Source organism: Solidesulfovibrio magneticus RS-1 (assembly GCF_000010665.1).
GTDB lineage: Bacteria > Desulfobacterota > Desulfovibrionia > Desulfovibrionales > Desulfovibrionaceae > Solidesulfovibrio > Solidesulfovibrio magneticus.
On sequence record NC_012796.1, the window covers coordinates 5,120,592 to 5,142,510 of the forward strand.

A 21,919-nucleotide genomic window follows, 5' to 3' on the forward strand; every position below is an offset into this window, starting at 1 on the left:
CCGGCTGCACTAGGCAAGAGGGAAGAGGGAAGAGGGAAGAGGGAAGACGAAGAGCGGGCTCTGCCCGCGCCCGCCGGGGGACTTAGTCCCCCGGACCCCCAAGCCGGGTATCGGGCAAGGGCGCAATCTCTCGTTCTCTTCATGCTTCCTGCCTTTCCCGGGCGAACCGGGGCGTTGGAATTTCCGGGCCGTCGAGCACCCGGCGGCAGCCGGGCGCATCGACGGCCCGGAAATTCCAATGCCCCACGCGGCGCAGCCGCCAGCGCCTTGGCGCACGCCGCCAGGCGGTCTTCCCGCCCAACCTCACGCCGCAGCACGCCCTTCCCCGTCCGCGCCCATTCGGGGTTTCCAAAGGGGGTCACCCCCTTTGGCCGCCGGAGGCCTCTTCGTATTTGTCTTTGTTCACCAATCTCGCCGTCCGCCTGCCAACCAGGCCGCCTTGCGCCACGGAGCCGTCGCCATGTCCGACAACGCCACGTCCCCTTCCGCCTCCCCTTCCGCCTCTTCTGCCACGTCCATCTCCTCTGCTGCTCCCCCTGTTGTTGGCGAACCGGCGTTGACGGACCAGCAGCGGCGGTTTGTGGAGGAGTATCTGGTGGACTGCAACGCCACCTTGGCGGCCGGTCGGGCGGGCTACAGCGCGCGCAGCGCCAGGCAGGCCGGGACGCGGCTGCGGGCGCTGCCCCATGTGCGGCGGGCGCTGGAGGCGGCCATGGCGGCGCGCAGCGACCGGCTGGGGGTGAGTCAGGACCGGGTGGTGTTGGAGCTGGCGCGGCTGGCTTTTGCCGACATGCGGGATTTCGCCAGTTGGGGGGACGGCTGCGTGCGGCTGCGGCCGTCGGAGGAGCTGACCGAGGATCAGGCGGCCTGCGTGTCGGAGATTGTGGAGACGCCGGGCAAGGGGGTGCGGGTGAAGCTTTTCGGCAAGCAGCCGGCGCTGGCCGCCTTGGCGCGGCACTTGGGGGCGCGCGAGGGCGGCGGCAAGGGGGCCGGGCGCGGCGACGCCGGGCCGGACGCGGCGTCCGGGGAGGGGGCGCGGCCGCTGACGGTGGTCACCTGGGTTCCGTTTCCGGACGCGCCGCCGCCGGAGGAGCCGGAGGACGGCCCGGGGGAGTAGGCGGGAGGGGTAGCGGTCAGAGCAACATGAAACGCCCCATCGCGAGGGGAGCGGAGGACACGACATGGGCAGCAGCGATTACGGCACTCCGGAGCAGAGGCTTCGCTGGGAGCAGATGGAATTTGAAACTAAAGTAGAACTGGCGAGTTTCCATGCGATCTTAAACAAATTTGAACAAATTAAGAGTGGAAGTTTTTTTGATAAATCGAATATTGACGTGAAGGATGACCCTCTCTCGACAAGGCTATACATCCCGGCGTCACCTCCTGGCACCAGCATAGATGCCAACATCAAACAGGCTAGAGAAACCTTCGATCCTCTTTGGTTTGTTAGCATGGTCGCAAAGAACAAACCATGGGATTACAAAACTAAGGATAAAAAATACGAAGACTTTGGAAATTTTAATTACGGAGCGACAGCTTTAGCTTTCGGGTTCAAAGAAGAATGGGCGTTACGCGCAGCAGGATTTTATCATATTCACACAAACGTCGCCCAGAAACTTCGATCTCAGGGAGAATTATTAAAAAGCATTCTAGCATATGGCACATCGTTCCAAGGGCCACCATATGGAGACGATGCCAAGGATCAAAAAATGAAAAAATTCGGATTCCAATACTACAAAGAAGTCTACAGCAATAGATACATGGGCACGGAAACATCTAAAGAATCTATAATGCGAGCAGCATCAAACACAATAACAAGCAATTTCCCAGGAGGAAGCATCATCGCAAAAAATCTCATTAATATGACAGACTAGACGAGATACAAGAAAAAATATCTCCCTGCAAGTCACTGACGAACATAAAACCACCCCTGTCCCAATATCTCGACCTGGATGGGCTTCTCGAAGGCGTCGTCATCGGGATACGCGCCGTCCGAACTGTACACCAAGCCCTCCCAGTAGCCCAAAAAGCCGTGGCGCGTTGCGAATACGGCCGTATTCCGGTTCCAGTCGCACTTCAGATAAGCGCCGTCCCCCACGACAGACAGATGCCGCAGTTCGCGCGGCAAGACATAATAATGCCTTGTCTCCTGCGGCGGCAAAGAGAGTTGCTTGTCGCAAAAGGCTTGGACAACCGCCTCGCGCTCCTCACGAAACCAGTCGTGATAGGCATGGAGATTCGTTGCGTCGGGACGGACGCCGCCAAAGGGCAGATGCGCCAGCAACAGGACCAGGAGCGGATAAACGCTTTGCAGCCACGGCAGGCGGATAAAGCGAACCGCGAGGTAAAACGCATAGAGAAACGTCGCGACCAGCACAATCGTGAACAGCGGCGGCGTCCAACCGGCCAAGGACTCCGGAAGAAAGGCCAAAACGGTAAACTCGTAATAGCGAAACGGGATTTCCGCCAGACAAAGCGCCAGGACGAACAGCAACACGCGGCGGCAATGCCGGATGGCCCAGGCCTGTTTCTCGGCTTCGGTCAGCGGCGCAGGCGGCGGCCCCCGGCGGACGCCGGGCAGGCGGGTGAGCCACGGCGGCAGTTTCGCCATGTCACTGCGCTTTGCCTTGAGGCAATCGCCCTGATGGCCGCTTGGGGATGGCGAACACGGGGCTGCTACTTGGTAAACAGCTTCATGAGAGCGGCGATCAGCGCGGCCTGTCCGATCAACATGGCGGCCACCCATTTGAGAATATCCGCCTTGGTGTCGGCATTGAGCTTGGCCATCTCGGCCAGGAGACGAAGTTCCGTTTCGCGCAAATCGTGCTTGGTGGCGATCTCGCGCTTGGCGTCCTCATCCTGCTTTTCCAGGATGCTGATAAGGACGCCGGCCGCTTCCTCGCCCAGGGCTTTTTCCAGCCTTTTCGAGTCGTCAAAAAGAAGGGTCATGCCTCACCCGTGCATCCATTCCCGGTTCAAGTCAAGACGCCGCAGGCGGCAAGGCGCATCCTTTGCAAATCATGACTTCTGGCCCCTCCCACGCGCCCACAAGCCTCACACTCCTGACGGCGAACGCCAGGACAAATAATACTTCTCCTTGTCTCCGGCGTGCCCCGCGCCGACCGCGCCGAGTTCGCAGTCGTCGCCTTCCCGCGGGCCAGGCGTGGACTGACGGGCAGACGGTCGCGCGGCCTGGCGGCAGCGGCCGGACAGCGCTTCGAAGGCCGCGTCGGGGATGGCCGCGTCCGGGCTGCCGGCGTGCAGCGCCAGGGCCGCCACGGCGCAATCGGCCACGGCCGTGGGCGGCGGCGCGGCATGGCGACGCAGCAACCGGGCATAGCCTGCGGCGGCCGGCTGGGACAACGACGGCACGGCGCACACGGCCAGCGCCAACAGCGCCAGGGCGAACAGGGCGATGGCCAGACGACGTTTGCGCGGCAAGACCAGCATGGCGGACTCCTCCGAACGCGGCTGACGCGTCCGCCCCGGTCCAAGCCTGAATCGTGCCAAAAATAATTCCAATCATTACGGCTTTGCCGCCGGGCAGCGCGGCATGAGGAAACCGGCATTGCGGACAATTGACGGCATTTCGGCACTTCCCCCCGGCGCGGTGGCCATCGACTACCGGCCTCAGCCGCTCCAGGCCCGGCTCCATGCCTGCCCGGCCAACGAGATTCTTTTCGGCGGCGCGGCCGGCCCGGGCAAAAGCCACGCCCTGCGCTTCGAGGCGCTTCTCGCCTGCCTGCGCCTGCCAGGCCTTCGGGCCTACCTCTTCCGGCGCACCATGGCCGAGCTGGAGCGCAACCATATCCTGCCGGCCCTGGCCCAGTTTCCCCGGCAGCTCGGCACGTTTCGGGCGGCCAAGCAGCGCTTCGAATTTGTCAACGGCTCCATGCTGCTGTTTTGCAGCTGCCAGCGCGAGAGCGACGTGTTTCGCTACCAGGGCGTGGAGATCCATCTGCTGTGCATCGACGAACTGACGAGCTTCACGGAGTTGCAATACGACTACCTGCGCGGCCGGCTGCGCTGCGCCCTCGACGTGCCGCCGGCACTGCGCCACAAGATTCCGGGCATTGTCTGCGCCTCCAACCCCGGCGGCGTGGGCCACGGCTTCGCCAAGGCCCGGTTCGTCGATTTCGCGCCGCCAGGCGTGTGCCGCCGCGCCCCGGCGGCCGAGGGCGGGATGCTGCGCTGCCACATCCCGGGCCGGCTTAGCGACAACGCCATCCTCATGGCCCGCGACCCGGGCTACGCCGCCCGCCTGGACGCCCTGCCCGAACCCTACCGCACCGCCTACCGCGACGGCGACTGGGACGTGTTCATGGGCCAGGCGTTCGCCTTCCAGCGCCGGCTCCACGTGATCCCGCCGCGTCCGGTCCCGGGCGACGCGCCGCTTTACATGACCTTCGACTGGGGCTACGGCGCGCCGTTTTCCGTGGGCTGGTGGTGGGTGGACGCCGACGGCCGGCTTTACCGCCTGGGCGAATGGTACGGGGCCAGCGGCGCGGCCAACCAGGGCCTGCGGCTGACCGATCCGCAGATCGCCGCCGGCATCCTGGAGCGCGAGCAGGCCCTTGGCCTGGGTGGCCGGCGGATCACCCGGCTTTGCGGCCCGGACTGTTTCGCCAAAAAGCCCGACTACCGGGGCGGCGGCCAGGGACCAAGCACGGCCGAGGTGTTCGCCGGGGCCGGCGTTTTCCTCTCCCCCGGCGACCCCTCGCGTAAAAATAAGATCCGGCAGTTCCACGAACGCCTGCGCCCCCGGGACGACGGGCCGCCCATGCTGCAGGTCTACGACACCTGCCGCGATTTCATCCGCACCATCCCGCTGCTCACCGCCGACCGGCGCAACGTCGAGGACATCGACACCACCGGCGAGGACCATATCTACGACGAGGCCTGCCACGCCTGCATGGCCCGGCCCCTGGCCACCAGCCTGGACGAGGCCGGCAAGCGGCCGGCGGCCCGGCTCATCGACGCGGTGTTGGCCCCGCCCCCAAACGACGAGGAGGTTCCATGAGCGATTCCGTCATCTTGTGGCTGGCCTTTGATGTCGCCCTGCATCTGGCCGGGGCGGCGGGATTTGTGCTGCTCGGCTGGCGGCTTGGCCGGGAGAGCGCCGGCCGGCCCATGTTCGACTATCCGACCTGGCCGACCCGCCCGGAGGCCAACGCGCCCCTGGAAGAGGCCGATCCCTGGTCCGCGTCGTCCATCACCGCCACGCCCCTGGATCGTCGGCCGGCCATGGTGGATATTTTCGAGACACTTGCGCCCCGGCGGCCGTTCAATGCCGACCAGGGGACGCCCTAAACCAGGCTAACACGCTGAATTACCATTCTTTCGCACTGAATCGGCCTGCATAGAAACTATACGCCGCCAGGCTTGGCCGCCTGCTGGTTGGGCACAATGCATACAACCACCAAGGGCTGCCGTTCTTGGTAAGAATATGATAATACGCTGATTTTATGGATAAAACAATGTTGGCACGGCTGCTGCAATTGGGAAAACCATCCACGGGCAACGGCCCAGCGGAACCCGACCACGCCGGACATTTCCGGCAACCCTACGGAGGTATTTTTCATGCGCGTAAAGTCGCTTCACATCGTTCTCTCGGCTCTGGCCATCCTGGCGCTGACTTCTTCCCTGGCTCTTGCCCGAGGCGGCATGGGCGGCGGCCAAGGCGGCCAGGGCAGCTGCCCCGGCATGGGCGGCGGCTGGGGACAGCTCAGCCCGGAAAAGCAGGCGGCCTTCCAGAAGCTCCATGACGCCTTCGCGGCCAAGACCGCCCAGCTGCGCGCCGACCTCGGCGTCAAGATGGCCGAACTCAACGCCCTGTCCGTGGCTGCCACCCCGGACCAGGCCAAGATCGACGCCGTGACCAAGCAGATCGGCGACTTGCAGGCCAAGCTGCTCTCCGAGCGCACCCAGTTCCGCATCCAGGTGTCCAAGGAAGTCGGCGCTGGTGTGGCCGGCGGCGGCTGTCCCGGCATGGGCGGCTACCACGGCGGCGGCTGCCAATAACGACGAACGCTTCGGGGCCGGGCGAGTCCTCCGTCCGGCCCCGAAGCCGACCCCATTGAGGCAGCCATGTGCACGATCCCCGGCTTCCCCTTCTTCCCGGGCGGTTGGCTGACCATGCTGCTCCTTGTCCTCGCCGCCGTGGTCGTCCTGGGTCTGGCCCGGACCCGAAACGACAAACGGCGGCAAGCGGTGCGACGCGGCGCGGCCGCCGACCGCGACGACGCCCTGGACATCCTGCGACGGCGATTGGCCGAGGGGGCGATAAGCCCCGAAGACTACGACCGGCTGCGCAAAATCGTCGCCGCCCCGGCAACCGACGGGAACAGATAGGCAGTTCCTGTTGACTCCATAGACGTACCCCCGTGTTGACAACCCTCTGTCTCCTTCCCCAACCCGAAGCGGCCCCGTGGCCGCTTCGGGCCTTTTGAACCGATGACTTTTGCCGGCGACGTTGCTACCGTTCCGGCCCCACGACACCACGCAGCACAAAGGAGCGCCCATGGGCACCAACAAATCCGGCGAGGCGACGGTAGGTCGCAGCGCCGCCATCCTCGGGGCCGGACTGGCCCTTCTGGCCGGCATCTTTCTGGGGTTCACCATTCGCGGCATGATGGACAGCCCGTCCAAAGGCGGCATGCCCGCAGCCCAGCAGCAAATGCCGCCGCCCCAAGCCCAGCAGCAGCAAGCGCAGCAGGCCTCGCCGGCCCTGCTCGACCGCATCAAGGCCCTGGAAAAACAGACCCAGCTCGAACCGGCCAACGTGGCCGCCTGGACCGAGCTGGGCAATCTCTATTTCGACACCGACCAGCCCGAAAAGGCCATCCCGGCCTATGAGAAGTCGCTGACCCTGGAGCCGGGCAACCCCGACGTGCTCACCGATCTGGGCGTCATGTACCGCCACGTGAATAAGTTCGACAAGGCGCTGGAGTGCTTCAACAAGGCCCTGGCCATCAACGCCGGCCACGTGATCGCCAGCTACAACAAGAGCATTGTGCTGGAGCACGACAAGAACGACCGCGCCAGCGCGGTGGCGGCGCTCAAAGCCCTGGCCGCGAAAAACCCCCAGGCCGTGCTGCCCGGCAACAAGCCCGTGGCCCAGGCCATCCAGGAGCTGTCGCAGTAGCGGGAGCGAGAGGTTGGTCTGATGAGAACGCGTCGGCCGAGCGCCGAGAAAAGCGAAAGCCCCGGGAAACCGGGGCTTTTTTATGGCGTCGATGCTGCGGCGCAAGCCGTGCCGGTGTGGCGACGGCCCAGGCACACAAACCTCAGTTGCGCGTGCCGTCGAACTCCAGGGCGACGAAATGGCGTCCCGGACCGACAGGGACCGTCACGACGTTGCCCGGACCACGCTCAGGCCGGGCCGGCGCGCCGTCCACCATGGCCCGCCAGGCCGGATGGTAGGGCAGGGAAAAGGCCACCTGGCCGGCCACCTCGGCCGTGACCGCGGCAAAGGCGTTGTAGGGATCGGCGGAAAAACAGGTCGCCGGCAGGATGGCCATGGGTTCGGTGGCGATGGAGCGCACCTCGCCCTGGGCTCCGGGCTCGGCGGCGTTGAGCTCGTAGCCCGGCTCGGGCACGCCCGAAACGGGCAGCGGCACGTCGACGTCGTTGTCTCCCGGCCCAAGCAGCAGGCTGAGCGGCTGGCCCGCGCCCTTGAGCAGCAGGTCCATGCGGCCGGTGCAGGCCACCCGCATCCGCACCCGCAGGAGCGTGCGCTCCCCTGGGGCGGTCCCGGCCGGATAGAGCCGGCCGTAGGGCAGAAGCTTGTGGCGCGCCAAAAGGCCCTGCCAGCGCGGCGCGACGGCGAGCTTTTCGCTGGCCGGGGCGTTGGGCAGGAAATGGGCCATGCCCTGGTAGCCGCCGTAGCGGAAAAGCCCAAGCCCCTCGGGCAGGCTCTTGCCGGGGGGCAACTCGGCCGGGGCCAGGGCGAACCGGGGATCGGCCAGGGTCTGGCGCTCCACGGCCTCGTCCTGGCGGGCGTAGAGGTATTTGACGCCCCACAGAGTCAGCAGCTCGGGTGTGAGCTGGTGCGGATAGGCCGGCGGCGAGACCGGGGCGCGCAGGGCGGCGAAGAACAATCCCGGCCCCAAGGGCAGATACTGGCCCCGGGCGCGCATAAAGACCGTCATCTGCACGGGAAAGATGCCCGAGGCGTGATATTCGACGATGTTGCAATCGCCTTCGCCGGCCAGGGCCGCGCCCAAGGCCGCGTCCGGGTCGGTGGGGCCGGCGGCGGGCGGCGTCGCCGGCGCTTCAAGGCGCTTGTAGACGGCGTAAATGTCGTCCTGGAAAAACGTGTAGGGCTCGCGGGGCAGATCGCGGCCGGCGTTAAACAGGGCCACCTGTTCGTAGCCGGGGCTGGCGAAATGCGGCATGAGCGGATTTGAGCGGACCCAGAACACATAGTCGGGCCGCAGGGTTTCGGTTTCCCCGCCGTCCTGGCCCAGCAGCAGGATGCGGTGGCGGAAGGGATCGAGCAGATAGCGGTCGCTGAAAACCAGATGGGCCGAAGGGGCCAGCGGGATGCCGACTGAGGCTCCGGCCGGAACGTTGGCGTCGAACCAGCCCTGGGCCATCTGCCGGGTGCTCTGGCCGCACGAAAAACGCAGCACGTCGAGGTTGGCGGCCATGGTGGCGACGACCAGGCCCGCCGCCAGGACGTCCAGGCCCAGGACGGCCCGGCGCGAGCCGGCCCCGAGCGTGGCCAGCCAGTCGAACAGCAAGGCGGCGAGCACCGCCGTCAGCAAGGACTGGCCGTAATAATAGTAGGTGATGTTGCCGACCACGTGGTCGTTGGCCACGAACCACAAAAACAGGAGCTGGAGCACGTACAGGGCAGTCAGGCAGTTGACGGCCGTGACCCGCCGGCCTTCCCTGGCCGAGCGCCAGAGGGCGGCCAGGAAGGCCGGGATGGCGACCAGGCCCAGGGCCTTGCCGAGCAAGGCTTCAAAGTGGGTCAAGCGAAAGAGGATGGTGGCCCAGAAATCGCCCTTGACCGCCGTTTTCTTGTTGAGCGTGGAATAGCGGACGATGAAGTCGTAAAAAATCCAGGCCCCGGGGATGATGCGGGGGTTGGACACGACGAACAGCCCAAGGCCCAGGCCGGCGGCCTTGGCGACGAGCGCCAGGCCCGGCCCCCGAAACGGCCGCAGCCCCCGGCCGGCCAACCCGGCCCACAAACAGGCCGCGAAGGGAAAGACCACCGTGGCCATGGTGAATTTCATGGCAAAGGAGACGGCGAGCAAGGCCACGGCCGCGTACAGGTGGCGCGCGCGGCCGTCCCGGGCAAAGGCCAGCTGGTAGAGCATGGACAGCATGGTCAGGCCGAAAACCACGCCGTCGGGCTTGAGCCGCAGCTCGAAGCCGGTGAGAAACGGCACGGAAACCATGAGCCAGGCCCCCAGCACCCCGGCCCGTTCGCTGACGTGGTTGCGCAACAGCCAGAACACGCCCAGGGGAATGGCGAGCAGGAAGGCCAGCTTGTAAAACGAAAAAATCTTGAAGATGCGCAGCATCTCGGCCGGATACAGCACGTACAGGCTGCGGTCCTCGAAACGCTGGACAAAACCGAGCTTGGCCGCGGCCCAGATGACCGGCCGCGCGCCGTGGAGCAGCGGCCCGCCGAAATTGGTGGCCACGTCAAAGGTGTTGGTGGTCGGCCCGTAGTAGCCCAGGGCGTGCATGAGGGAGACCTGGGCGTCGTCTTCGTAGCTGTTGACCGGCAACGGCTTGTTGGAATTGAAGTTATAGCCCTGGGGATCGGCCACGCCGCGCATGTTGCAGATGGCGACGGTGTGGACGGCGACAAAGACCAGCAGGGCGGCCAGGACCGACCGGGGCAGACGGTAGGAAATGCGAAAGACGTCGTGGCGCATGGGCTGTGGCTATGGCGCCGGCTGTCCGCCGGCCGGTTGGCGTTTGCGCAGCTTGAGGCAGAACTTGTGGGCCATGATGGGCCAGGGCAGCAGGAAGGCCGGATTGCGGAAGATTTCCTGCTCGGCGATCTCCATGTCCGGGATTTGGGTCAAAAGGGCCAGAAAGGGCTCCTGTTCCCGGACATGGCGGCCCTCTTCCAGGGCCAGGATGAAGCGTTCCATCCAGCCCGGGTTGTCGTGCAGGGCGTAGTCGATGACCACCATGATCCCGTCCGGGGCCAGCAGCCCGGCCGTGTGGTTGAGGATGGAGACGGCGTCGGCGTCGGGCATGTGGTGCAGGGAGCCGCAAAAGAGGATGAAATCAAAGGCATGGTCGGCCGGGGACAGGGTGCGCACGTCCTTTAGGAGAAAGCGCATGTGCCCCTTGTCGCGGTAGCGTCCGGCGGCCAAAGCGATGGCGTCGGCGTCGATGTCCACGCCCAGGTAGTCGCAGGGGCGTTTGGAGAAATGGACGCTGTCGATGCCCACGGAACAGCCCACTTCCAGGACGCGCCGACGGCCGTCCAGGTGTTTGACGATGGCCCGGCCGCGGTAAAAAAATCCGGCCAGCAGATACTGGGCCGTCAGCCAAAGGCGGGGGAATCGGGACTGCAGCGGCTTTTTTGGCGTCTTTGCGGCGTTGGTCATGGGTTCCGGGCACCCGCATCAGCCTGTTCGACGCTCATGACGACCCAGTGCTTTTGTCGGGAGGAATTGGTTTTGATACGCCCCAGCATCAGGGTGAGGATGGAAAAAAAGGCCGCGCACAGGCCCAGGGAGAACACTTCCAGCAGCAGGATGCTCGTCACCCCGGTGGGCAAAATGACTCCGGCCAAGCGCAAGGCCAGCACCACGGCGGCCAAGACGGCCAAAAGCGCGAACAGCACGCCCGCCGCGCCGACCACCACCCGGGACGGGAGGTCCGAATACAGGATCAGCGCCCGAAGCGACAGGCGGATCAGCCCGTGAATGGCCACTTTGGAAGTGCCGCCGCCCCGGGCCTGGCGATCCAGGAGCAGGCCCTTCTGGCGGTAGCCCACCCAGGCCCGCAGTCCCGGGAAATAGGGGTCCGCGTCGGCGCATTCGACGATCTGCCGGGCCACGGGGGTCCGTATGACGCTGAAGGTGCCGGCGTTTTGCGGAATGGGAAAGTGGGACGTGCGGGAGAGCAGCCGGTAGAATTTCGGGGCGAACACGCGCATGACCCAGCCGTCATGGCGTTCGGCCCGCACGGCGTAGACCACGTCCTGGTCGTCGCTGACATCCAGCAGCGAAACAAAGTCTTCGGGCCGATCCTGCAGATCGCCGTCGATGGTCCCGATCCAGTCCGCCCCCACCTCTTCGGCCAGGCGGCAGCCCTGTTCGCAGCCGGCGAGCAAGGCGGATTGATGGCCGAAATTGCGGGAAAGGCGCACGAGGCGGATGGGCACGGACAAGGCGTTGATATGCTTTTGGACGAGGGCGACGGTCTGGTCGGTGGAGCCGTCGTCCACCGCCACGATCCCTTTCAAACGATGGCCGAGGCCGTCGACCAGGCGATTGAAAAAGTTGTCGATGTTCTCTTCTTCATTGAAGAAAGGAACAACAACGACAAGAGACTGGTCTTGAGCCATGGGCGTATCCCTACTGGCGGCACGACAAGCTTGTCAAGCCTGGGCCGGGGCGGCGGTCGCAGGAGGCTTAGGGCCGTTTGCCGCGCTCCTAGCTTTCCATGAAAGCTCGCAGCACGGCGCTTATGGCCGTCTCGTAGCCCATGTTCCGCCGGGCGCGAAACGAGGCCAGCACGTCGCGATTTGAAAAGGCCTCTCCCGTGCCGCCACTTTCAAGATAATACTTTGAATTGGCGGGATTAATTTTTAGATGACTTTTGCCGATTTTCAAATATATCGTTTTGCCCTGCTCCGCGTGACCCCGGTTCGAGGCATTTGGGCATTGCAGGTGCATTCATCGCAAAAATCCAAGTCAAGAACAGGTATTTTCAGCTGTTTTCCTGTCGATAAAAGCTTCAACAGATCGTGTTGCTGCTAGTCTATTGGGAACATCAAGAAGCACGAGGCGAGATATGGCAGAACAGAAATCGAATTTTGACATTACCCTTGGGGAAAACATTTTCAGAATTGCCGTCGAGAACACTCCGACAGGAGTTTGCATTACAAATGCAGAAGGAATTTTTGAGTATGTCAACAAGTCATATTGCAGCTTGTATGAGTATGGCCAGAAAGAACTTCTTGGCAATAATTTTACAATGATTGTCCCTGATGAGCACAAAGCCGTACTGCAGAAACTTCATGACCAATACATCAATGGCACTAAAGAGGTACGAGGAGAATGGGATGTTGTCACAAAAAGCGGCAAACGTCTCACGATTTTAGCCGACGCAGTTCGAGTCACAGGCCTCGATGGCAGCTTCAAAAAAGTTACTTTTGTTACTGACATCACAGAACGAAGAAAGTACGAGCAAGAACTTCAAAAACTATACCTATCCATCGAGACTTCGTCGGCATCTATCGTGATAACAGATTCGAGCGGTGCCATATGTTATGCGAATCCTTCATTTTGCAAAACCACTGGATATCTACAAGAGGAAGTGCTCGGCCAGAATATGAGGATGTTTAAGTCTGGGGTCCACGACCAGGAGTTCTATATATGCATGTGGAATTCCATATGCAACGGAAAAACTTGGCGGGGCGAGATATGCAATAAAAGCAAAAATGGAGAGCTGTTCTGGGAATCGACAATCATAACTCCAATTCCTGACAAGTTTGGCAAAGTCGTTAATTATGTAGCGGTAAAGAACGATATTTCAGAAAAAATTGACCTTGAAAGGCTCAAGGGCGACGTGGATTGAATTTTGCGGCACGACCTCAAAACTCCACTTAACGCCATCGTGTCATTACCCCAATTATTAAAAGAAGATGGCAACCTGACACTTGAGCAGCGTGACTACTTAAACCACATTGAAAGATCTGGATGGAGAATGCTCAGGATGATCAACAGTTCTTTGGATATATTCAAGATGGAGGAAGGGAGTTACCGCTGCAGCCTGAGTCCGAACGATTTAGTCAGCATAACAAAAGAAGTTGTCGATAGCCTGCAAAGCTCTTTAAAAAGATACGATTGCAAAATTATTCTTCATTATAACGCAAAAGTAGCAAATGACAGCAACACACTTGTGATACAGACCGAAGAAACCAACATTCACAATATGATGTCAAATTTGTTGACCAATGCCATTGAGGCGTCTCCGGCCGGAAGCGACATTATCGTTAACTTCGCAAACAGCTCCCCAAAGAGCCTTTCCATTACAAACAAGGGCGTTGTCCCCAAAACCATTAGAGATCACTTCTTTAAAAAATACAAAACTTACGGGAAGAAACACGGAACCGGGCTGGGCGCTTATTCGGCAAAGCTGATTGCTGATGCACTTGGATACAAAATCGAGATGCAAACTTCCGACGAAATCAATGAAACAACCATTACGATCACTTTTTGCGATTAACAGGACGTCCTCTCCCCGCAGCTTCATCAACATTTGTTCTGTTGCAGTACACATCAGCCGCATACTCAAAAAGCGCGGGCAGCCAAAGCTGCCCGCGCCGTCGCAACAACTATCCCTCCCTGCTAGGCAGGCTGGGCCTCCCCCTCGCCTTGCGGCTCGGGGTCGGGGGGCGGCGGGACCACCGCCGCCGCCGTCACGCCCGAGGGATGGGCGTACCGGTCATTAAGCGTCTGGATGAACCGCTCGCTGTCGGCGATCACCGACACCAGCATCTTGCGGTATTTCACACCCCAGCCAGCCGGCTCGGAACGGAAAATCGAACGCCAGGGCGCGGTGTTCTTGTAAAACGCCCGCAACAGCCCCTCGCGAAGCGGTCCGTGCGGATACGTCTTGGACACCAGCCGGGCCACCGACGCCGCCGACCACTTGCGCGCCAGCATATGCAGCCAACCGGCCAGGCCAAGGCTCGCCAGCAGGAATAAAATCGTGCTCCAGGCCTCGCCGAACACCCAGCCCAGCCAGCCCGGCACCACGCCGGTGGTAAAGGGATGGCCCGTCAGCACATACAGCGCCGCCAGCACCACGCCCAGCGCGCCGAAAATGCCGCAATCACGGGACAGCGTGCCCGAACGCCAGCGCTGCATCATGCTGCGCAGCTCCGGCACACGCACGTCCTCCACCTCGCGGGCGAGCTTTTCCAGCTCGCCGACGATGCGGTAGGCCCGCTCCACCCGCACTTGGTTCATGCGGGTGTGGATGCTCGCCATGTCCGCGTCGCGCTTGGCCTCAAACCGCTGGCGCAGGGCCGGGTCGTCGATGGGCACGGCCGAAGTGGGCGAATAGATACGATAAAACTTGCCGGCCGTGAGGCCCTGTTGGGCCAGGGCGCGCTGCCACGCGCCCACCACCTCTTCAGGGTTGTCCTCACGGGCGGCAATGTCCATTTGGTTGAGGATGAAGATGAACTTGTTGGAATCGCGGCGGTTGATCGTGGCCGCCACGAGATGGGTGAGCGTGTCGCGCATGGCCCCTGGCTCGGGGCGGCGCGCGTCGAAAAGCACCAGCACCAGATCGGACAGATCCATGATGTGGTTGGTGATGCGCAAGGTCGAGGTGCGCTGGGCGTCGGCGTCAAAGCCCGGCGAATCAATAAGGATAAGCCCGCGCAGCTTGTCGCTGGGGCAGGTCTTGAGCCGGATGTAGGAGTCGATGCGGCCGCCCTCGCCCGGCTCGACCTTTTCCAGCTCCTCGCTCATCTTGTAGAACGGGAAGCGCAGGTCGGCGTTAAGCGCCGTGCCGGGCAGCACCCGGGATTCGCCGGCGGCGTTGTAGCAGATGACCGTGAACTTGTCGTCCACGGCGTGGGAGCCGGTCTGCTGCACCGGAATGTCGAGATAGTTGTTGATGAAGGTGGACTTGCCGGCCGAAAACGGCCCCAGGATGGAAATCAGCGGCCACCAGGCGATCTGGGAGATGGTGGACTGGTCGTTGCCGATGAGTCCCAGCCCCCGGCAGACCTTGTCGAGTTTGCGAAAACTCCCCACCGCCTCGACAAGCAGCGGATTCTCCAGTTGCAGATGTTCCTTCAGGCTGTTGAGCCTGTCATGCAGCCGGCCGTCTTCCATGCCACCCCCCCGGCGAAAATCAACGTGGACTTCCGTATCAAATGATTCGGGATTCGTCGAGGCGGCAGGACCAACGCGGCGTGAAAATCCCCGGCCGGACGAAAAAACCTCGCCCGAGCGCCAGGGGCGCGGCAACGGTTGCCCCACCGGCCCTGGGCGGTTAGGCTGTGCCCGGCCGCCCGCGCGGCCAGGAGGCCCCCATGCACGAGGAATCCCTTGGCAACGTCATCCGCGATTACCTGACCGGGGAGGAAGTCGTCGAGACCTCCTACGAGGAGTTCCGCCAGGCCCTGGCCAGGCTGCTCGTGGAGGAGCGCGGTTTTCCCAAAAAGCGCCTGACCCCCAAGATCGGCGTCTGCTTCCCGGCCGACGGCCAGGACTACACCCGCATGATCGACCTGGCCGCCACCGACGAGGCCGGGCGTACGCTGCTTTTCGTCATCTTCTGCTCCGGCGAACCCGGCAGCTACGTCCGCGAATCCCTGGCCGCCGCCCGGGTCTACGACAAAGGCCCCGTGCCGCTGGCGCTGGTCACCGACACCCGCGAGGCCATACTGCTCGACGTCGCCTCGGGCCGGGAGATCGGCCGAGGCCTGCGAGCCATCCCGCGCTACGAGGAACTGGCCGCCCTGGCCGCGCCCATGGAACCGCTGCCGGGCGACGTGCTGGCCCGGGAACGCCGTATCCTTTTTGCCTACAGCGAATTCCTCTCCGGCGGCTGCTGCCAGGGAGCCTGCCGGCCAAAGGCGAGAATGTAGAGAAGAGGAAGAGGCCTCCGGCAGCCGGGGGCCTGAAGCCCCCGGCCCCCCCACTTGGAGAGACGGGGTCAGGCGGGGGCGGGCTGGAGTTCGATGAGGCCGAGCTTGACGAGTTCGGCGATAAGCGTTTCGCGGCGCAGGGGCTTGGGCAGATAGGCGTCGGCGCGGCCGTGGAAAAACGACTCGCTGACGTGGCGGGTGTCGGTCAGCACGGAAATCATGATGAGTTTGAAGGGCTCGCGGCGACCCGGCCGGGTTTCCTCGATGCGCCGCAGCTCCTGCACCACCATGTTGCCGTCCATGCCGGGCAGCAGGATGTCCATGAACACGGCGGTAAAGGGGCGGTCCTCGTCCAGGGCGGCCTCATAGGCGGCCACGGCCTCTAGCCCGGTGGAGGCGGTGATGCACTCGGCATAGGCCGACAGGAACGTGCGCAAAAAAAGGATGATGCTCTCGTCGTCGTCGACGATGAGAAACCGCATGGGAGCAAGAGACGGCACGGCTGATGTCGGTGAGGCGAACGACATGGAGCTAGCTACGATGTTTTGGACTGCCCGGCAAGGGCGTCGTTCCGGGGTTGCGGCCCGACGAAAATGACGTTGAGGGTTGCGAAGTAATTGGTCAGTTCGGCGGCCAGGGCCAGGGCCTCTTCCTGGCGTCCGTGGTGGATGGCGGTCTCGGCGGCGGCGGCCAGGGCGGCGGCGGCCGGGAGTTCGTAGGTGCCGGCCGCGCCTTTGACGCTGTGGGCCAATCGCCGGGCCTCGGCTGTGTCGCCAACGGCCAGGGCGGGCGCGATGCCGGCCAGATGCCGCTTCTGGATTTCCAGAAACTGCGAATAAATTGGTTTGAGGGCCTGGCTGACGCGGACGGTGGTCGGCAGCCTGGAAATCATCGCGTTCATGCCGTCTCCGTGCTTGGCCATCCGTGTCGGGCCATCTTGACGCATCCGGCGCGATCCATTTAGGAATGTCCCGCGCGCCCGTAGCTCAGCCGGATAGAGCGTCGGACTTCGAATCCGCAGGCCGGGAGTTCGAATCTCTCCGGGCGCGCCAGTTTTTGCCCCTGGCCAAAGCCCTTGCCGCCCTTAGAACCATCCCCCGGCGTCCCCTCCCCCACGGCGCACAGTCAGTCGCCCTTGCCTTGGGCGTATTCCCCGGCATAGGCCGCCAAAATCGCCCCGATCAGCTGGCCGAAACGGGGCTTTAACTCCTCGCAACGCGGGGTGTTGCGCAATTCCACACCCTTTCGCTCGCTGCGGATCAAACCCGCCTCGCGCAACACCCGAAAATGTTGCGACAGCGTGGACTTCGGCACCACGCGATCCGGCAGGTTCAAGAAATCCGAACACGTCTTTGGCGCGCTGGACCGCATGATTTCCTTGAGAATCTGTACGCGGACAGGGTCGGACAGGGCATGCAGGATGCCCTCCACAGTCACGTCCTCAATGGCCGGATGCTGCAGCGGCTTCATCGTCCCCTTTCCTCGGTCTCCCTGGGCGCGGGCGAAATCCACGCCAGGATTGGCGTTGACAGTCCCGACCATAGTTCGTAAAAACGGAACAAACGAACTTACGACAGCGCCGGAGGCCAACGCCCCTGGCTCAGGCAGCAGGCAAGGCCATACACCGTTGCCTGCCTGCGGACAAGGCAACCACCCGCGCCCGGGAAACGCCCCGGCGACCCAAACCGCGCCAAAGACAAGCGAGGGAGACCACCGTGAACAGACGCCAGTTCTTCATGCAGGCGGCCCTGGCCGCCACCGTGCTCGGCAACATCCCCGCCCTGGCCGCCGCCGGCCAGGAAGCCCCAAAAAAAACCGGAACCAAGCGCAAGCAGGCCGGATATTACTGGTTCTCCGTCGGCGACGTCGATGTGCTCGCCCTGTCCGATGGTACCCTGCGCAGCCGAGCCAAGCTCCTCAACGACTCCCCCGGCCAGGTGGACGCCCTGCTGCGCCAAGCCCATGCCCCCGTTCCGACAATCGCGTCCGTCAACGCCTACTGATCGTTTTGGGGGACCGCCGCATCCTCGTCGATGCCGGGACCGGGGATCTGCTCGGCCCTTCACTCAACAAGCTGCCCGAAAGCCTGGCCGCCGCCGGGTTCGCGCCCGGACAGATCACCGACATCCTGCTGACCCACATTCACGCCGACCATTCCGGCGGGCTGACCGTGCAGGGCCGCCTGGTCTTCCCCAACGCCACGGTGCACGTCAGCCGCGCGGAAAAGGCCTTCTGGCTGGACCCCGCCAACGCGGACAAGGCCCGGGACAGCCATAAGCCCATGTTCGCCCAGGCCCGAAAATCCCTGGAACCGTACGCCGCCGCCGGCAGGCTCGTGACGTTCGAGGCCGGCCAGGACGTCGTCCCGGGGATCGCCTCCCGGCCCTCGACCGGCCATACGCCGGGGCACACGTTCTACGTCCTGGACAGCCAGGGGCAACGGCTGGTGTTCTGGGGAGACACGGTCCATGTGGCCGAAGCCCAATTTCCCTGCCCCGAACTGGCCATCGAATACGACATCGATCACGAGGCCGCCGTCAGGGCGCGGCAGCAGGCTATGGAGGAAGCGGCCCGGGAGGGACATCTCGTGGCCGGGGCCCATATCGCCTTCCCGGGCATCGGCCATGTGGCCAAGGTCGGCCAGGGATACCAGTGGATTCCCGCCCCGTACGTCAACGACGCCATCGGTTGACGACGCGTGCGCGAGTGGGGGGCATTGTCGAGATGTTCAGGCGCCCTTGGGGCTCCAGGGCCGCGCCGGGGCAATGCCGCCGCAGGAACGTGCCGAAGGCGTGCCTGACTCGCTCACGATCCTTCGGCAAAAGCGAGCCGTCCTTCCTGCAGACGTTTCTCGGCCCGCTGCCTTTGCCATCCTCCCGCAAGAGGACATTTGACGCCGCCCCGCCTCGCGCAAACGCCCCTGGCGACAGATCGTGAGTTCAGCCCGGGACGGGATGAGCAGTCCTCCATGGCCGAAACGCCTGCGCCTTGCCCGTCGGTGCTGCCCCAAAAAAAGGGGGGCTCGGATGAGCCCCCGCGCAGGAGATGAAGGAGAGGTCAAAATGATAGGGAGGTATCACTTTGCTCTTGATTATAATCTATCCAAATTACGTGCCAGACCTTAAGCCCTGTCGGTTTTTTAAAAATTCCTCATCAATTTAGGCTACTACGCCCAACATGATCGAATGGCCCGAAAACACGGCTCAGGGATTACCTCCTGTTTTACGGCAAAATAGCAAGAATTCCTGAAAAACAGGACTCTGTCGCCCCTCTTCCAACAGAAGAGTACCCGCCCCTACGTTGCCGCCAACTCCAGTCGAATACGCCAAGGAGCGGATTGTGGCGCAACGGCGATCTCCGGGCTAGACCGGCCGGCCCGACGCCGCCAGCTCTTCCACCAGCCGGGCCAGCCGGGCCAGGTCCAACGGTTTTTCGATGTAGCCGTCCATGCCCGCCGCCAGGAACTTTTCCTTGTCGCCGGCCATGGCGTAGGCGGTCATGGCCACGATGGGCAGGCCAGACAGCCGGGCGAACTCCGGCGCGGTCCGGATGCGGCGCGTGGCCGCCACCCCGTCGAGCTCGGGCATGTGGACGTCCATGAGCACCACGTCCACGGCCTCGCGGGCCAAGATGTCCAAGGCTTCCAGGCCAGTCGTGGCCGTCAGGACGGCAAAACCCTGTTTCTCCAGATACTGCCGGGCGGCCAGGCGGTTGATGGCGTCGTCTTCCACCAGCAGCACCACCGCCCTGTCCTCTCCCGAGACCAGAGGGGGCGGCGCGTCCTGCCGCCCATTTCGCGGCAACGGCGCGGCCTCGGCCTCGGCCTCGGGCGCTACGGCGAGAACAGCCGTGCCGGCCGGGACGACCACCGGCAGGCAGCCGTAGACCGTGGTGCCGCCCGGGGCATTGTCCACGGCCAACTCGCCGCCAAGCAGGGCGATCAAGCGGCTGACGATGGACAGCCCCAGCCCGACGCCGAAGCGGGATTGCTGCCGGGGATGGTCGCCCTGGGCAAAAGGCTCGAAGATCTCCCCCAACCGTCCGTCCGGGATGCCCACACCGGAGTCGGCCACGGAAAACACCAACGGCGTGCGGCCGTCCGGCCGGGCAGGCAGGCTCCACAGATCCACCCGGACAAAGCCCAGGCCCGTGAATTTGACGGCATTGCCGACAAGATTAAAGAGAATCTGCAACAGTCTGGCCTCGTCGCTCTCGATGCGGGCCGGCAGGCCGGGATGCAGCGTGAATTCCAGGATCAGCCCTTTCTCCCGGGCCGCCAGGGCAAAGACTTCCAGAATGGCGGCGCGCAGGTTGGCCGTCTCGAAGGGGGCCAGACGCAGGTCCAGCTTGCCGGCCTCGATGCGCGACAGGTCCAGGATATCGGAGAGCAGGTCACTTAAGCGCCGGGTCGATTTGAGGGCCGCCGTCACGTACTCGTGCTGCTCGCCGTCCAGGGCGGTGGTCAGCAGCAGCTCCAGCATTCCGGCCACGCCGCCAAGGGGCGTACGCAGTTCGTGGCTCATGTTGGCCAGGAAGGCGGATTTGGCCCGGCTGGCCGCCTCGGCCTGATGCTTGGCCTGGCGCAGCTCGTCCTCGGCCTGTTTGCGAACGGTGGCGTCATTGATCAGCAGCAAGGCATGGTTTTGCCCCCCCCGCACGAAACGGACCAGCCGCCATTCCAGCCAGATCGGCTTGCCGAAGGTGGACACCACCTGGGCTTCGCTGTGAAACGTTCGGCCGTTGTCCAGGGTCTCCAGTATCTCGGGCAGCAAGCCGCTGACGCGCCAGGACTCAAGCTGGTTGAAATTCTGGCGTTGCACGGCCTCCCGGTCGCCGCCGACGATGTGGGCGAAACTGGCGTTGACCGAAAGGCACTGTCCGTCCCGACGGTAGACGCCAATCCCCAGGGGCGAGGCTTCCAGGATGGCCGTGTTGAGTTCCAGCAGTCCTTGCAGGTCCGCGGTCCGGGCGGTCACAAGGTCTTCCAGTTCGGCCTGTTGCCGCCGGGCCGCCTCCCACTCGCGGCGAAGCCGGGCCGCCAGGGCGGCGGAAAGCGCCAGGATGGCGGCCACGGCCGCCGCCGTGCCCAGGCCCAGCAGCCAGGCCACCCGCCGCCACCCCGCCAGCAGGCTGTCCAGGGGCAGGGACAGGCACACCGACATGGCAAATCCCGGTACGTCCCGGGCCCGGCTGATGCTCTCGCCCGGAATGGGACACGACACGCCCTGGCCGTCCAGCCGGCCGGGGGCGGGATAGGCGGCCAGGGGCAGGCCGTCGCCCCGGCGCAGGACGATGGTGGCGTCATGGGGCAACTTCAGGGCGGTGTAGATGTCGAGAAAATACTGCACGTCGATGGCCGCCATGAGCACGCCGGCAAAGACCCCCGAGGGGGTGTCGATGCGGCGCGACAGGCTGATCATCCAGGCGTTGTTGACCCGGTTGCGCAGCGGTTCGGAGATAAACAGGAAATCGCCGTCCCCGGCTTTTTGGGCCGTGAAATATTCCCGGTCGGCCACCAGGACCCGGGGCGTGGGCCATTCCCGGGAATGGCCGCGCATCTTGCCGTCGGCGTCAAAGGCGAGCAGCGCCTGCCCCTGGAGCAGGCCGCGAAAGTTGGCCCGCAGGATGTCGTGGATTTTTTCCTCGTCGGCCGGCCAGGTCGTCCAGTCGCTTTCCAGCTGCATTTTCGCGTCGGAAAGTTTGGTGTTGATCTCCTGAAAGGCCAGGGCGGTCTGATTGGCCAGAACAAAGCACAGCCGGTCCAGATCCTTGCCGGCTTCCTCGATCTGGCCGGAGCGCAAGAGATACAGCACGCCGCCGCAGCCCACGGCCAGGACACAACTCAGCGCGATACCGGCGAACACGACATGAAGACTGGAACGCATCGGCAAGCCTCTCTCAAGGACCTAAATCCTGGCAACAACACCTTGGAGCATTGAAAAATACTGACAACTATCTAGCCGCGCCCCTTGCAACGACAACTATGGTCTTATTGCAATGATATCGTCTCAAATCATTTCATCAGAACGCAACCGACAACTCTTCGGCCCGCAACACCCCGCGCTTTACCCTATCGGCCCAGCAACGCCATTTCAAGTCCGT

Annotated in this window: 24 protein-coding genes and 1 tRNA gene; 13 read left to right on the forward strand and 12 right to left on the reverse strand. The window is 63.5% G+C overall.

What is annotated here, in order from left to right:
- Positions 1-460 precede the first annotated feature (460 nt).
- Entirely contained in the window at positions 461-1,117 is a 657-nt protein-coding gene (locus DMR_RS21320; protein WP_148208502.1) for a terminase small subunit, read from the forward strand.
- Between the two features lie 64 nt (positions 1,118-1,181).
- On the forward strand, positions 1,182-1,874 hold the full coding sequence (locus tag DMR_RS24015; protein WP_081429661.1) for a polymorphic toxin type 44 domain-containing protein: 693 nt from the start codon (positions 1,182-1,184) through the stop codon (positions 1,872-1,874).
- 32 nt (positions 1,875-1,906) lie between these two features.
- Here DMR_RS24015 and DMR_RS21325 read toward each other — a convergent pair whose 3' ends face one another.
- The 3 genes from DMR_RS21325 to DMR_RS21335 all read right to left on the reverse strand — a co-directional run bounded on the left by DMR_RS21325 (position 1,907) and on the right by DMR_RS21335 (position 3,450).
- Positions 1,907-2,611, reverse strand: coding sequence for a hypothetical protein (locus DMR_RS21325; RefSeq protein ID WP_015863122.1), 705 nt, complete (start codon positions 2,609-2,611; stop codon positions 1,907-1,909).
- Between the two features lie 65 nt (positions 2,612-2,676).
- Positions 2,677-2,949 (reverse strand): hypothetical protein, encoded by a 273-nt coding sequence (locus DMR_RS21330; protein WP_015863123.1) that lies wholly within the window; start codon positions 2,947-2,949, stop codon positions 2,677-2,679.
- Positions 2,950-3,054: 105 nt separating this feature from the next.
- Positions 3,055-3,450 carry a hypothetical protein gene (locus DMR_RS21335; protein ID WP_015863124.1) on the reverse strand — a complete coding sequence of 132 codons (396 nt, stop codon included), beginning with the start codon at positions 3,448-3,450 and terminating at the stop codon, positions 3,055-3,057.
- 118 nt (positions 3,451-3,568) lie between these two features.
- On the opposite strand from DMR_RS21335, the gene DMR_RS21340 reads away from it, so the two are divergent.
- The 5 genes from DMR_RS21340 to DMR_RS21360 all read left to right on the forward strand — a co-directional run bounded on the left by DMR_RS21340 (position 3,569) and on the right by DMR_RS21360 (position 7,144).
- Positions 3,569-5,020, forward strand: a complete 1,452-nt coding sequence (locus DMR_RS21340) for a terminase family protein (RefSeq protein ID WP_232502851.1) — start codon at positions 3,569-3,571, stop codon at positions 5,018-5,020.
- Positions 5,017-5,310, forward strand: coding sequence for a hypothetical protein (locus tag DMR_RS21345; RefSeq protein ID WP_015863126.1), 294 nt, complete (start codon positions 5,017-5,019; stop codon positions 5,308-5,310). The genes DMR_RS21340 and DMR_RS21345 overlap by 4 nt, the downstream gene beginning before the upstream one ends.
- Positions 5,311-5,580: 270 nt before the next feature.
- On the forward strand, positions 5,581-6,021 hold the full coding sequence (locus DMR_RS21350; RefSeq protein WP_015863127.1) for a periplasmic heavy metal sensor: 441 nt from the start codon (positions 5,581-5,583) through the stop codon (positions 6,019-6,021).
- 66 nt (positions 6,022-6,087) lie between these two features.
- Positions 6,088-6,351, forward strand: coding sequence for an SHOCT domain-containing protein (locus tag DMR_RS21355; RefSeq protein WP_015863128.1), 264 nt, complete (start codon positions 6,088-6,090; stop codon positions 6,349-6,351).
- Positions 6,352-6,520: 169 nt separating this feature from the next.
- Positions 6,521-7,144, forward strand: a complete 624-nt coding sequence (locus DMR_RS21360) for a tetratricopeptide repeat protein (protein ID WP_015863129.1) — start codon at positions 6,521-6,523, stop codon at positions 7,142-7,144.
- Between the two features lie 142 nt (positions 7,145-7,286).
- Here the strand turns inward: DMR_RS21360 and DMR_RS21365 are convergent, their stop codons facing one another.
- The 4 genes from DMR_RS21365 to DMR_RS21380 form a co-directional block, all read right to left on the reverse strand.
- Positions 7,287-9,896, reverse strand: coding sequence for an ArnT family glycosyltransferase (locus tag DMR_RS21365; RefSeq protein ID WP_015863130.1), 2,610 nt, complete (start codon positions 9,894-9,896; stop codon positions 7,287-7,289).
- A gap of 9 nt (positions 9,897-9,905) precedes the next feature.
- Entirely contained in the window at positions 9,906-10,583 is a 678-nt protein-coding gene (locus tag DMR_RS21370) for a class I SAM-dependent methyltransferase (protein ID WP_015863131.1), read from the reverse strand.
- Complete coding sequence (locus DMR_RS21375; protein WP_015863132.1) at positions 10,580-11,548, reverse strand: glycosyltransferase family 2 protein; 969 nt, start codon at positions 11,546-11,548, stop codon at positions 10,580-10,582. Before DMR_RS21375 ends, DMR_RS21370 begins: the two co-directional genes overlap by 4 nt.
- Positions 11,549-11,636: 88 nt before the next feature.
- A complete protein-coding gene (locus tag DMR_RS21380; RefSeq protein ID WP_148208503.1) occupies positions 11,637-11,879 on the reverse strand; it encodes a hypothetical protein in 243 nt (80 codons plus the stop codon).
- A gap of 118 nt (positions 11,880-11,997) precedes the next feature.
- Between DMR_RS21380 and DMR_RS22690 the strand changes: the two genes are divergently transcribed.
- Together DMR_RS22690 and DMR_RS21385 are read left to right on the forward strand one after the other, a co-directional pair.
- The gene (locus DMR_RS22690; RefSeq protein ID WP_015863134.1) at positions 11,998-12,783 is read left to right on the forward strand and encodes a PAS domain-containing protein; all 786 of its coding nucleotides are present in this window, start codon (positions 11,998-12,000) and stop codon (positions 12,781-12,783) included.
- A 3-nt stretch (positions 12,784-12,786) separates the two neighbouring features.
- Complete coding sequence (locus DMR_RS21385; protein WP_015863135.1) at positions 12,787-13,434, forward strand: sensor histidine kinase; 648 nt, start codon at positions 12,787-12,789, stop codon at positions 13,432-13,434.
- 122 nt (positions 13,435-13,556) lie between these two features.
- Here the strand turns inward: DMR_RS21385 and DMR_RS21390 are convergent, their stop codons facing one another.
- Positions 13,557-15,059, reverse strand: a complete 1,503-nt coding sequence (locus DMR_RS21390; RefSeq protein WP_043601335.1) for a dynamin family protein — start codon at positions 15,057-15,059, stop codon at positions 13,557-13,559.
- A gap of 200 nt (positions 15,060-15,259) precedes the next feature.
- On the opposite strand from DMR_RS21390, the gene DMR_RS21395 reads away from it, so the two are divergent.
- Positions 15,260-15,817 (forward strand): type I restriction enzyme HsdR N-terminal domain-containing protein, encoded by a 558-nt coding sequence (locus tag DMR_RS21395; protein WP_015863137.1) that lies wholly within the window; start codon positions 15,260-15,262, stop codon positions 15,815-15,817.
- A 68-nt stretch (positions 15,818-15,885) separates the two neighbouring features.
- Here DMR_RS21395 and DMR_RS21400 read toward each other — a convergent pair whose 3' ends face one another.
- Both DMR_RS21400 and DMR_RS21405 read right to left on the reverse strand, forming a co-directional pair.
- Positions 15,886-16,317 (reverse strand): response regulator, encoded by a 432-nt coding sequence (locus DMR_RS21400; RefSeq protein ID WP_232502852.1) that lies wholly within the window; start codon positions 16,315-16,317, stop codon positions 15,886-15,888.
- Between the two features lie 35 nt (positions 16,318-16,352).
- Complete coding sequence (locus DMR_RS21405; protein ID WP_043601337.1) at positions 16,353-16,718, reverse strand: Hpt domain-containing protein; 366 nt, start codon at positions 16,716-16,718, stop codon at positions 16,353-16,355.
- A 74-nt stretch (positions 16,719-16,792) separates the two neighbouring features.
- Here DMR_RS21405 and DMR_RS21410 point away from each other — a divergent pair.
- A tRNA-Arg gene (locus DMR_RS21410) sits at positions 16,793-16,869 on the forward strand.
- A 73-nt stretch (positions 16,870-16,942) separates the two neighbouring features.
- Here DMR_RS21410 and DMR_RS21415 read toward each other — a convergent pair.
- Positions 16,943-17,287 carry an ArsR/SmtB family transcription factor gene (locus tag DMR_RS21415; RefSeq protein WP_015863140.1) on the reverse strand — a complete coding sequence of 115 codons (345 nt, stop codon included), beginning with the start codon at positions 17,285-17,287 and terminating at the stop codon, positions 16,943-16,945.
- A 245-nt stretch (positions 17,288-17,532) separates the two neighbouring features.
- Between DMR_RS21415 and DMR_RS24985 the strand changes: the two genes are divergently transcribed.
- On the forward strand, positions 17,533-17,820 hold the full coding sequence (locus DMR_RS24985; RefSeq protein ID WP_052279045.1) for a hypothetical protein: 288 nt from the start codon (positions 17,533-17,535) through the stop codon (positions 17,818-17,820).
- A 5-nt stretch (positions 17,821-17,825) separates the two neighbouring features.
- Positions 17,826-18,509, forward strand: coding sequence for an MBL fold metallo-hydrolase (locus DMR_RS24990; protein WP_052279046.1), 684 nt, complete (start codon positions 17,826-17,828; stop codon positions 18,507-18,509).
- A 670-nt stretch (positions 18,510-19,179) separates the two neighbouring features.
- Here DMR_RS24990 and DMR_RS21425 read toward each other — a convergent pair.
- On the reverse strand, positions 19,180-21,702 hold the full coding sequence (locus DMR_RS21425) for a response regulator (protein WP_015863142.1): 2,523 nt from the start codon (positions 21,700-21,702) through the stop codon (positions 19,180-19,182).
- Positions 21,703-21,919: the final 217 nt, after the last annotated feature.